General features: G+C 73.4%; 5 protein-coding genes. All 5 read left to right on the top strand.

The features are described from left to right. Positions 1-125: 125 nt before the first annotated feature. The 5 genes from glpX (at position 126) to I5731_RS17940 (ending at position 12,459) form a co-directional block, all read left to right on the top strand. Positions 126-1,130 carry a class II fructose-bisphosphatase gene (gene glpX, locus I5731_RS17960; protein ID WP_197312794.1) on the top strand — a complete coding sequence of 335 codons (1,005 nt, stop codon included), beginning with the start codon at positions 126-128 and terminating at the stop codon, positions 1,128-1,130. Beyond that, positions 1,127-2,965, top strand: coding sequence for a single-stranded-DNA-specific exonuclease RecJ (gene recJ / locus I5731_RS17955; RefSeq protein WP_197312793.1), 1,839 nt, complete (start codon positions 1,127-1,129; stop codon positions 2,963-2,965). The genes glpX and recJ overlap by 4 nt, the downstream gene beginning before the upstream one ends. 127 nt (positions 2,966-3,092) lie before the next feature. Then, positions 3,093-8,567, top strand: a complete 5,475-nt coding sequence (locus I5731_RS17950) for an alpha-2-macroglobulin family protein (protein ID WP_197312792.1) — start codon at positions 3,093-3,095, stop codon at positions 8,565-8,567. Positions 8,568-8,835: 268 nt separating this feature from the next. Next, on the top strand, positions 8,836-10,923 hold the full coding sequence (pbpC, locus tag I5731_RS17945) for a penicillin-binding protein 1C (RefSeq protein ID WP_197312791.1): 2,088 nt from the start codon (positions 8,836-8,838) through the stop codon (positions 10,921-10,923). Positions 10,924-11,082: 159 nt separating this feature from the next. Next, complete coding sequence (locus tag I5731_RS17940; RefSeq protein ID WP_235981896.1) at positions 11,083-12,459, top strand: cation diffusion facilitator family transporter; 1,377 nt, start codon at positions 11,083-11,085, stop codon at positions 12,457-12,459. The last annotated feature ends 29 nt before the right edge of the window (positions 12,460-12,488 follow it).

Raw genomic sequence — 12,488 nt, 5'->3', positions numbered from 1 at the left:
CGTTCCGGGGCTTGTGCGCGGGGGTGACGATCACGGGTCGATCCATGCTAAACGGTGTCGCGCATCGTGCCGGAAGGCGGGGGCCGGGCAACGACCCGGCGATGCGGCACGGGGGACTTTCCATCATGGCGGCGGCCAAGAAACTCAAGATCGCCGACGAGAAGCAGGTCGAGCGTTTCCTGACGCTCGAACTGGTGCGCGTCACGGAGCAGGCGGCGATCGCGGCGGCGCGGCTGCGCGGACGCGGCGACGAGCGCGCGGCGGACCAGGCGGCCGTCGAGGCGATGCGCGAGGAGCTCAACCTGTTGCCGGTGCGCGCCACCGTGGTGATCGGTGAGGGCGACGAGACCGAGGCGCCGCTGCTCTACGTCGGCGACGAGGTCGGCACCGGCAAGGGGCCGATGCTCGACATCGCGGTCGATTCGCTCGAGGCGACCACCGTCTGTGCCAAGAACCTGCCCAACTCGATGTCGCTGCTGGCGCTCGCCCAGCCCGGCTGCCTGCTCCGCACGCCGAACATCTACATGGAAAAGATCGCCGTCGGCCCCGGCTACCCGCCCGGCCTCGTCGACCTCGACGCGCCGGCCACCGACATGATCGCCGCTGTCGCGCGCGCGAAGGGCGTGCCGGTGCACGAAGTCACCGCCTGTATCCTCGACCGGCCGCGCCATGCCCGGCTGATCGCCGAGGTCCGCGCCACCGGCGCCGCGATCCGGCTGATCGGCGACGGCGACATCGCCGGCGTCATCCATGCGACCAATCCGGAGGAGACCGGCATCGACATCTACCTCGGCTCCGGCGGCGCGCCCGAGGGCGTGCTCGCGGCGGCGGCGCTGCGCTGCACCGGCGGCCAGATGCTCGGCCGGCTGATGTTCTCCGGTGACGACCAGGTGCGCAAGGCGAAGGCGATGGGCATCGACGACCTGCGCCGCGTCTACACCCTCGAGGACATGGCGAAGGGCGACGTGCTGTTCGCCGCCACCGGCGTCACCGACGGCAATTTCCTCACCGGCGTGCGCTTCCGGCCCGACAGCATCCACACCCATTCGATCGTGATGCGCTCGGCGAGCGGCACGGTCCGCTCGGTCAAGGCGGTGCATCGCAACGACGCCCAGCACGGCGGGCAATGACCGGGCTGGGGACAGGCGCGGCGGCCGGCGCCGCGACGCCGCGGCGCTTCGTGCTCGACGTCGCCCGCTCGGTCTCCGACCGCGCCTGGATCGACCGTCTCGATCCCGCCGCCGCGCCGATCGCCCGGGCGATCGCCCAGCGCGAGGGTGTGCCCGAGGTGGTCGCCCGCGTGCTCGCCGCCCGCGGCGTCGGCGTCGACGAGGCGGCGGCGTTCCTTGCGCCCAGCCTCAAGGCGCTGATGCCCGATCCCGGCACCTTGCGCGACATGGAGGCCGCGGCGGAGCGCGTCGCCGATGCGGTAGCGGCCGGCGCGCGGGTCGTGATCTTCGGCGACTACGACGTCGATGGCGCGACCTCGTCGGCCATCGTCAGCCGCTTCCTCGCCGCGCAGGGCATCAAGGCCGAGATCGTCATTCCGGACCGGATCGTCGACGGCTACGGCCCCAACCCGCGCCTCGTCGAGGAGATCGCCGCGCGCGCCGACCTGATGATCGCGGTCGACTGCGGCACGCACAGCTTCGAGGCCTTCGAGACGGCGCGGGCACGCGGGCTCGACGTGGTGGTGTTCGACCATCACCAGGCCGGCGAAACCCTGCCGTCGACCGCGGCGCTGGTGAACCCCAACCGCCAGGACGACCTCTCCGGCCTCGGCCACCTCTGCGCCGCCGGCGTCGCCTTCCTCGGCATGGTCGCGGTCAACCGCGTGCTGCGCCGGCGCGGCCGCTATGCCGGCGGCGGCGAGCCGGACCTCTTCGCGTTGCTCGACCTCGTCGCGCTCGGCACCATCTGCGACGTCGTCCCCCTCATCGGCCTCAACCGCGCCTTCGTGGTGCAGGGGCTGAAGGTGATGCGCGCCCGCGCCAACCGCGGCATCGCGGCGCTCTGCGACGTCGTGCGCCTCAACGGCCCGGTGACCCCCTATCACCTCGGCTTCCTGATCGGCCCGCGCATCAACGCCGGCGGCCGCATCGGCGACGCGGCGCTCGGCGCCCGGCTGCTGACCAGCGACGACATGCTGGAATCGAGCCGCATCGCCACCGAGCTCGACGCCCTCAACAAGGAGCGGCAGGCCATCGAGGCGGCGATGCTGGCGGAAGCCGAGGCGACCGTCGCCGTCCGCCTCGTCACCAGCGATCCGGCGGTGATTCTCGCCGCCTCGGCCGACTGGCACCCGGGCATCGTCGGCCTCGTCGCCGCCCGCCTGAAAGAGCGGCACGCCCGCCCGGCCTTCGCCATCGCCCTCGATCCCGACGGCCGCGGCACCGGCTCCGGCCGTTCCGTCGCCGGCGTCGACCTCGGCCGCGTCGTGCGCGCCGCCGTCGACGAGGGGCTGCTCCTGAAGGGCGGCGGGCACGCCATGGCGGCCGGCCTCACCGTGGCGCCCGGCGGCATCGAGGCGCTGGAAGCCTTTCTCGAAAGCCGCCTCGCTGCCGACGTCGCCGAGGCCCGCACCGGCACCGAGTTCCTCGTCGACGGCGCGCTCACCGCCGGCGGCGCCAACATCGCGCTGGCCGAGATGCTCGAGCGGGCAGGGCCGTTCGGCTCCGGCCAGCCCGAGCCGGTGTTCGTGTTTCCCGCCCATCGCATCGTCTATGCCGACCCCGCCGGGCACGGCCATGTCCGCGTCACGCTGGCCTCCAGCGACGGCGCGCGGATCAAGGCGATGGCGTTCCGCGCCGCCGAACGGCCGCTCGGCGAATTCCTGCTCGGCGCGCGCGACCGCCCGGTCCACGTCGCGGCGGTGCTCACCGTCGATCACTGGCAGGGCGAAGCCCGCGGCCAGCTGCGCCTGCTCGACGCCGCCGACCCGGCGACGACCGCCCGCGGCCGCTGACCCGGCATCCGGCATCGCCCTCTCGTGCCTCGTGCCGACTTCGCGGCCGGGTCGCCCTCTGCTAATCTCTCCCGCAACGACGAAGCAGCCGCGCGGGCAACGGGCGGCCGACGGGACGGGGTGTGGCATGGGTATCGCGGCGACTTGGTTCGGCCGGCTTCTCGCGGCCGTCGTGCTCTGCGCAGGCCTCACGGCGGCGGCCGGCGCCGCCGAGCGGCGGGTGATCACCACCGAGGGCGCCGACTATTTCGGCCAGGACCTCGGCACCTTGAAAGAGGTCGACCTTTCCGCCTGCGAGGCGGCCTGCATCGCCGACACGGCCTGCCGGGCCTTCACCTACAACACCAGCGCGCGCTGGTGCTTCCTGAAATCGAGCTTCGGCGACCTGCGCGCCTTCGCCGGCGCCGTCTCCGGCCGCATCGTCGAGGGCACGGTCGCGACCGCCGATACCGAAGCCGCCCGCCTCGCCGAACTCGGCTTCCTCGCCCAGCGCAACGTCGACGAGGCCCGTCGCCTCGCCGGCGAGATCGCCGGCCAGTCCGTGTCCGGCTCCATCGACGCGATCCTCGCCGACGCGGCCGCCATCACCCCCTCCGATCCGCTCGCCGCATCGAACCGGCTGAAGGAGGCGCTGCGCCTCGCGCCGGAGCGCTTCGACATCTGGGCGACCTTCGCCCGCACCATCGGCTCGGCCAGCACCGACGACTGGGAGACGCGCGAGCGAATCCGCCTCGAAAGCCGGGCAGGGGCGGTGGGTGCTTATCTCCGCGCCGTCACCGACGACGAGCGCTTCGAGGGACTGCAGCTGATCTCCGAGGCGATGGCCGCCGCCGAGGTCTGGCGCCCGGCGATCAAGGCCGCGCGCGCCGCCCTCGCCATCCGGCCGGACCCGGTGCTCTCGGCCCGGCTGGACCAGCTCGTCGGCGAGCACGGATTCCGCGTCACCGAACACACCATCGACACCAAGTCGGCGAGCCCGCGCATCTGCGTCGTCTTCACCGAGACGCTCGCCGCCCCGCCCGGTGACATCGGCGACTTTGTCACCGTCAACGGCAGCCAGAGCCTGCCGGTCGAGCTCGAAGGCAATCAGGTCTGTGTCGACGGCGTCGCCTATGGCGAGCGCTACCGCGTCACCTTGCGACCCGGCATCATGGCCGCCGACGGCGAGCGGCTGGAGCGCGCCGCTGACCTCGACATCTATGTGCGCGACCGCGACCCGCAGCTCCGCTTCGTCGGCCGCGCCTATGTGCTGCCGGCCGGCGGCGAGGCGACCATCCCGGTCATTTCCGTCAACGTCGACACCATCGAGGCGCGGCTGCTGCGCGTCGGCGACCGGTCGCTCGCGGCCGAGGTCGGCCGCGGCCGCTTCCTGCGCCAGCTCGCACAGTACGAGGCCGGCGAGATCGCCGAGCAGACCGGCGAGGAGGTCTGGACCGGCTTCGTCGACGTGACGCGCGACCTCAACCGCGACGTCACCACGACGCTGCCCGTCGGCGAACTCGTCACCGACCTCGAGCCCGGCGTCTACGTGCTGACGGCGCGGGTGCCGAGCAAGACGGAAAGCTGGAGCGCCGACGCCACCCAGTGGTTCGTCGTCACCGACATCGGTCTCTCGACCCTCTCCGGCAACGACGGCCTGCACGCCTTCGCCCGGTCGCTGGCGAACGCCGGCCCGGTCGGCGGCGCCAAGCTGCGCCTGATCGCCATGAACGACGAGGTGCTCGGCGAGGCGACCGCCGACGCCGAGGGCTATGCCCGCTTCGACGCCGGCCTGATGCGCGGCTCGGGCGGCAGCGCGCCGGCGCTGCTGGTCGCCGAGACGGAGGCGGGCGACTACTCCTTCCTCGCGCTCAACAAGGCGCCGTTCGACCTCACCGATCGCGGCGTCGAGGGGCGCACGCCGCCGGCCCCCGTCGACGTGTTCATGACGACGGAGCGCGGCGTCTACCGCCCCGGCGAGACCGTGCACGTCACGGCGCTGGCGCGCGATCCGACCGCGACCGCCCTCGGCGGCGTCGCCCTGACGCTGGTCACCATCCGGCCCGACGGTGTCGAGCACGGCCGCGAGCTGGTCGCCGACGCCGGCCTCGGCGGGCGCGACCTCGCCCTGTCGCTCCCCGAGGGCGCGATGCGCGGCAGCTGGCGCGTCGCCGCCTATACCGATCCGAAGGGGCCGTCGCTCGCCGAGGCGATGTTCCTCGTCGAGGACTTCGTGCCCGAGCGCCTGACCTTCGACCTTGCCCCCGAAGGCGAGAGCTTCGATCCCGAGGCGCCCGGCGCCGTCGATCTCGACGTGCGCTACCTCTACGGCGCCCCGGCGCCGGGGCTCGCCGTCGAGGGCACCGTGCTGTTCCGCCCCGCCGCCGGCCTCGCCGCCTTCCCGGGCGTCCGCTTCGGCACCGCCGGCGAGACCTTCGATCCCGCGATCTCCTATCTCTCTGGCGTTTCCACCGATGAGACGGGCCGGGCGACGCTGCCGCTCACCGCCCCCGAGGCGCCGGCGACCAGCTTGCCGCTGGAGGCCCAGCTCTCCATCCGCGTGCTCGACACCTCCGGCCGCCCGGTCGAGCGCCAGGCGGTGCTGCCGGTTGCCGCATCGCAAGGTCGCATCGGCCTCGACCCGGCCTTCGACGGCGCGGTGGACGAGGGCGGCAATGCGACCATCGCCATCGTCGCCGTGGGCGCCGACGGCGCCGCGACGGCCGCGGGCGGCCTCGCGTGGACGCTGTCGAAGGTCGAGACGCAGTTCCAGTGGTACAGCGCCGACGGCGAGTGGAACTTCGAGCAGGTGAAGGTCCGCACCCGGGTTGCCGACGGCACCGTCGACGTCGCCGCCGGCGAGCGCCCGCGCGTCGAGGCGCGGGTCGAATGGGGCGAGTACGAACTCGCCGTGCGCGACCCCTCCGGCGCGCTGCTGCCGGCCAGCATGAGCTTCGAGGCCGGCTGGTACGTCGCGCCCGCGGCCGAGGACACGCCCGACGCGATCAAGGTGACGCTCGACAAGCCGCGCTACCGGATCGGCGACACCGTGCGCGCGCGCATCGAGCCGCGCTTCGCCGGCGTCGCGCTGGTGCAGGTGGTCGACGACCGCCTGATCGCGATGCAGAGCGTCGAGGTGCCGCTCGAAGGCACCACGATCGAGTTCCCCGTCACCGACGCCTGGGGCCCCGGCGCCTATGTCACAGCGTCGCTGTTCCGCCCGATGGACCTCGAGGCGAAGCGGATGCCGGGCCGGGCCGTCGGCCTCACCTATGCCGGCGTCGACCCCGGCGACCGCCGCCTCGCCGTCGAGATCGAGCTGCCGGCCGACCCGGCGCCGCGCAGCGATCTGCCCGTCGCCGTGACGCTCGCCAACCTGCCGGCCGGCGAGGAGGCCTACGTGACCGTCGCCGCCGTCGATGTCGGCATCCTCAACCTGACCCGCTTCGCCACCCCCGATCCGGACGGCTGGTACTTCGGCCAGCGCCGGCTCGGCATGGAGATCCGCGACCTCTACGGGCAACTGATCGACCGCATGATCGGCAGCCGCGGCGTGGTCCGCTCCGGCGGCGACGGCTCAGGCCTGTCGCGCTTCTCCGGCACGCCGCCGACCGAACAGCTCGTCGCCTTCTTCCAGGGCGTCACCCGCGTCGGCGCCGACGGCAAGGTCGAGCTTTCGGTGCCGATCCCGGATTTCAACGGCTCCGTCCGCATCATGGTGCAGGCGTGGTCGAAGACCGGCGTCGGCCACGGCGAGCGCGAGGTGCTGGTGCGTGATCCGGTGGTGGTGAACGCGAGCCTGCCGGCGTTCCTCGCGCCCGGCGACCGCTCGCGCCTGCTGCTCGACGTCACGCATCTGGAGGGCTCCGCAGGCGCCATGTCCATCGCCGTCACGGCGGACGGCGGCATCGTCGAGATCGACGCCGCCGCCGGCCGGCGCAGCTTCGATCTCGCCGACGGCGGCCGCACGCAGCTGCTCGTGCCCGTCACCGGCCTCGAGGTCGGCGACGAGACCATCGACGTCGCGCTGACGACGCCGGACGGCACGGTCCTGACAAAACGGCTGACGCTCGGCGTGCGCGCCAACGAACCGCCGGTGGTGCGCTCCTGGTCGCTGCCGCTCGAAACCGCCGGCACGATCACCCTCGACGACGGCGTGTTCGCCGACTTCGTGCCGGGCTCCGGCGCGGCGAGCGTGCTCGTCGGTGGCGCCGCCGGCATCGACCTGCCGGGCCTCGTCCGCACCCTCGACCGCTACCCCTATGGCTGCGCCGAGCAGATCACCAGCCGCGCCCTGCCGCTGGTCTACCTCGACGATGTCATCGTCGCCGCCGGCCTCACCGGCGAGGCGCCGGTGCGCGAGCGGGTGCAGCAGGCGATCACCGCCGTGCTCGCCAACCAGTCGTCGAGCGGCGCCTTCGGCCTCTGGGCGCCGGGCAGCGGCGACACCTGGCTCGACGCCTACGTCACCGACTTCCTGACCCGCGCCCGGGAAAAGGGCTACGCCGTCCCGGACATCGCCTTCGACCTCGCGGTCACCAACCTGCGCAACCAGATCGCCTACGCCTCCGACTTCAGCTGGGGTGGCCAGGACGTCGCCTATGCGCTCTATGTGCTCGCCCGCAACGGCCGCGCCTCGATCGGCGACCTGCGCTACTACGGCGAAGCGAAGCTGGAGAACTTCGCCACCCCGCTCGCCCGGGCACAGATCGGCGCGGCGCTCGCGCTCTACGGCGACAACCCGCGCGCGGCGACGGTCTTCCAGTCCGCCATCGCGGCGCTGAAGCGGGGCGAGAGCGACCGCGGCTGGCGCTCCGACTACGGCTCCGACCTGCGCGACGGCGCCGCCGTGCTGACGCTTGCCTCCGAGACCCGCAGCGACGGCGTCGACCTCGGCGACCTCGCCGCGTCGCTCGCCGCCGCCCAGGCCGGCCGCCGCTACACCAGCACCCAGGAACAGGCCTGGATGCTGCTCGCCGCCAACGCGCTGCTGACCGGCGAAGCACGGCCGCGCCTCGCCATCGACGGCCGCCCCGTCGACGGCGTCTTCACCCGCAACCTCTCGGCGATCGAGCTCGCCGCGTCGCCGCTCGTGATCGAGAACCGCGGCGACCGCCGCATCGAGGCCCGCATCACCGCGCTCGGCGCTCCCGCCGTGCCGGAGCCGGCCGGCGGCGAGGGCTATGGAATCGTCCGCGAATACCTCGACCTCGACGGCAACGCCGTCGATCCGGCGGCCGTCAAGCTCGGTGACCGCCTCGTCGCGGTGATCACCGTCACCTCGACCGAGCAGGTCGCGGCACGGCTGGTCGTCTCAGATCCGTTGCCGGCCGGGTTCGCGATCGACAACCCGAACCTGATCAGCGCCGGCGACGTTTCCGCGCTCGCCGGCCTCGACCTGCAGGCCGCGGTCGCCCGCACCGAGTTCCGCGCCGACCGCTTCGTCGCCGCGCTCGACCGCACCGGCGGCGACCCGACCGAGTTCCAGCTCGCCTACATGGTCCGCGCCATCGCCCCCGGCGCCTTCGCCCACCCGGCGGCGAGCGTCGAGGACATGTACCGGCCGGAGAAGCGGGCGCGGACCGACAGCGGGCGGGTCGAGATCGTCGGGCCGGTGCAGTGAAGGGGGTGGGGGTTGTGCCGATGCTCACGGGGAGTATCGGAACGTTGGATCGTTCGTCGCGGATAGTCCCCCCCTCCCTGACCCTCCCCCTCGAGGGGGGAGGGGATGGTGAGGCTCGTGCATCCGAAGACAGCCAGGCCAACGCGCTTGCGGTTCCATCTATCCTCGTTCAGACGCTGATTTCCCCTCCCCCCTCGAGGGGGAGGGTCAGGGAGGGGGGGAGCCCGCCGCGGTCTGAGGCCGCGCGATCAATCCACCCCACCCCCCCATGAAACCCCACCTCGCCGTCCTCATCCTGCTCGGCCTCGTCGCCACCGCGGCACCGCTCGCGCTGCGCGAGGCCGTCGCCACCCGCCGCGCGCCCGACCTCGTCGCCCCGGCCTCCGTCGCCGTCGTCGACCGCAACGACGCCCTGCTCCGCCCCTTCGTCGTCGCCGACGGGCTCTGGCGGCTGCCGGCGAACGCCGCGACCGTCGATGCGACCTATCTCGCCATGCTGGAGGCCTACGAGGACCGGCGGTTCCGGGCCCACCGCGGCGTCGATGTCGCCGCCGTCGGCCGGGCGGCGTGGCAGCTGGTGCGGCATGGGCGGATCGTCTCCGGCGGTTCGACGCTGACGATGCAGGTCGCCCGGCTCGCCGCGCGGCGCCACACCCGCACGGCGCCAGGCAAGCTCAGCCAGATGCTCGACGCGCTGGCGTTGGAGCGGCGCTATGGCAAGGCCGAGATCGTCGACGCCTACCTGATGCTGGCGCCGTTCGGCGGCAATCTCGAAGGCGTCCGCGCCGCATCGCTCGCCTGGTTCGGCAAGGAGCCGCGCCGGCTCACCCCGGCCGAGGCGGCGCTGCTGGTCGCCCTGCCGCAGGCGCCCGAACTGCGCCGGCCCGACCGCCACCCGGACGCCGCCCGCGCCGCGCGCAGCCGCGTGCTGCAGCGTGCCGTCGGCGCCGGCATCCTCACGGCGGACGCGGCCGCCGCCGCCGAGCGCGAGCCGATCCCGACCCGCCGCCGCGACTTCCCGATTCTCGCGGCTCAGTCCGCAGAGCGCGCGGCCGCCGGAGCGGCGCCCGGCAGCGTCGTCCCGCTGACGCTCGACGCGCATCTGCAAGGCGAGCTCGAACGGCTCGCCACCGAGCGTGCCCCCGCGATCGGCTCCCGCGTCTCGATCGCCATCGTCGTCGCCGACCACGCGACCGGCGAGATCCGCGCCTCGGTCGGCTCCGCCGGCCTGTTCGACGAGCCGCGCAAGGGCTTCGTCGACATGACGCGAGCGCTGCGCTCGCCGGGCTCGACGCTGAAGCCCTTCATCTACGGCCTCGCCTTCGACGCCGGCATCGCGCATCCGGAAACCCTGGTCGAGGACCGGCCGACCGGCTTTGCCGGCTATGCGCCGAAAAACTTCGACCGCGTCTTCCACGGCACGCTGCCGATCCGCCGGGCGCTGGAGCTGTCGCTCAACGTGCCGGCGGTCGAGGTGCTGGATGCGGTCGGGCCGGCGCGGTTGATCGCGCGCATGCGCCGAGCCGGGGTGCGGCCGGCGCTGTCCGACCTGTCGCCGCCCGGCCTCGCCATCGGCCTCGGCGGCGTCGGGCTGACGCTCGAGGATCTCGTGACGCTCTATGCCGCGCTCGCCCGCGGCGGCATGCCGGTGCGCCTCTCCGACCGGCCGGGCGAAAGCGGCCCGGTCGCCGACGCCCGCCCGGTGCTCGATCCGCGCTCGGCCGCCTACATCACCGCGATCCTCGCCGGCGGGCCGGGCATCACCACCACCGCGAGCCGCGTCGCGATCAAGACCGGCACCTCCTACGGCTACCGCGACGCCTGGGCGATCGGCTACGACGGCCGCCACGTCATCGGCGTCTGGGCGGGGCGGGCCGACGGCGCGCCGGTTCCCGGCCTCGTCGGTGTCGAAGTCGCGGTGCCGATCCTGCGCGACGCCTTCGTGCGGGCCGGCGGCGCCGTGCCGCTGCCGCCGGCGCCGGCGGGCCTGCTCACTGTCGCCGCCGCCGACTTGCCACCGCCGCTGCGCCGCTTCGCCTCCCGGCGCGCCGCGGAGCCCGCATCCGCCGGGGCAACCGCCGGGGCAGGGCCGGACATCGCCTATCCGCCCGACGGCGCGCGGATCGAGCTCGCGCTGCCCGGTGGCCGGATGGCGCCGCTGCCGCTGAAAGTGCGCAGCGGCACGGCGCCGTTCACCTGGTTCGTCGACGGCGAGCCGCTGCCGCCCGATCCCTTCGCCCGCACGCTGAGCTTCGAGCCGAAGGGCGCCGGCTTCGTCTCGATCGCGGTGATCGACGCCGCCGGCCGGGCCGACCGGGTGAAGATCTTCGTGGAAAGACCCGCCGGGGGACGCTGAGGCGGGTATCGCCGCCCGGTTTCTGCTATGCGCTTGCGTCCTGCGCCGCGCCCGACGCGCGGCGGCCATGCATCGGTGCCATTGCCCCGGACCGTTCCTTGCCGCATCGGCAGGGTGCCAACCGTGGACGCCGTGCCGAGATCGAGGCGGGAGGGGCTTTTGACCAAGAAGGAACGCGTCGCCCTGATCTCGCTGGTCGCGAGCCTGTCGCTCGCGGGGGCGAAGCTCGCCGTCGGCCTGATGATCGGCTCGCTGGCGCTGATCACCGACGCCTTCCATTCCGGCACCGACTTCCTCGCCACCGCGATCACCCTGATCGCCGTCCGCTATTCCGACCGCCCGGCCGACGACAATCACCCCTACGGCCACGGCAAGTTCGAATCGGTCGCCGCGCTCGCCGAGGCGACGCTGCTCTTGCTGCTCGCCGGCGGTGTGATGGTCGAGGCGGTGCGCCGGCTGTTCGAAGTCGCGCCGCCGCCGAACCTCTCGTGGATCGCCTTCGCGGTGCTCGGCGTCGAGATCGTCATCAACACCTGGCGCGCCCGTGCGCTCTCGCGCGTCGCCAAGGAAACCGGCAGCAAGGCGCTCGCCGCCGATGCACTGCACTTCGGCTCCGACGTCATCTCCTCCTTCGCCGTGATCGGCGGCTTCCTGCTCACGCTCGCCGGCTTCTGGTGGGGCGATCCGGCGGCGGCGATCGCGGTCGCCGTGCTGATCGCCGTGCTGGCGCTGCGGCTGATGAAGAACACCGTCGACGAACTGGTCGACGCGGTACCGGCTGGCCTCGTCAAGGCGCTCACCCGCGCGATCGAGGACCTGCCCGGCGTTGTCACCGTGGCGGCGGTGCGGGTGCGCCACGTCGGGCCGAAGAGCTTCGTCGAGGTCGCCGTGGACGTGCCGCGCACCTTCGGCTTCGAGGGGATCGCGGCGCTGGAAGCCGCGGTGCGGCGCGCCGTCGAGACCGACGTCGCCGGCGCCAACGTCGTCTTCAACGCCCGTCCGATCGCGGTCGACGACGAGACGGTGCGCGAGCGGGTGCTGCTCGCCGCGAGCCGCGTCGGCATCCCGGTCCACCACGTCACCATCCAGCATCTTGCGGCCGACCTCGGCGGCCGCCTCTCGATCAGCCTCGACATCGAGGTCGCCGGCGACCTGCCGCTCGGCGAGGCGCACGAGGAGGCGAGCGCGGTGGAGGAGGCGATCCGCGCCGAACTCGGCTACGACATCGAGGTCGAGACCCATCTGGAATCGCTGATGCCGGACCTGCTGCCGGGCGCCGCCGCCGATCCCGCCACCGCCGAGGCGATCCGCGCCGACCTCGCCGCCGCCGCCGGCCCGCACGCCATCACCGACGTGCACAACGTCCGCGTCCGCATCCTCGGCGACGGCCTCTTCGTCGCCTTCCACTGCCGCCTGCCGGGGGCGACGAAGACCGCCGTCGTGCACGAGGCGGTGGACGGACTGGAGCGCGCCGTGCGTGCGAAATGGCCCGAGATCCTGCGCATCGTCGGCCACCCGGAGCCGGTCCGGGTGTGAGGTTTTGGGAAAATCCCTTCTCCCTGTGG

Origin of the sequence: Methylobrevis albus, from assembly GCF_015904235.1 — a bacterium.
Classification (GTDB): Bacteria; Pseudomonadota; Alphaproteobacteria; order Rhizobiales; family Pleomorphomonadaceae; genus Methylobrevis_A; species Methylobrevis_A albus.
The sequence above is the reverse complement of the archived record's forward strand: the minus strand, read 5'-3'. Positions and strand labels throughout refer to the sequence as shown.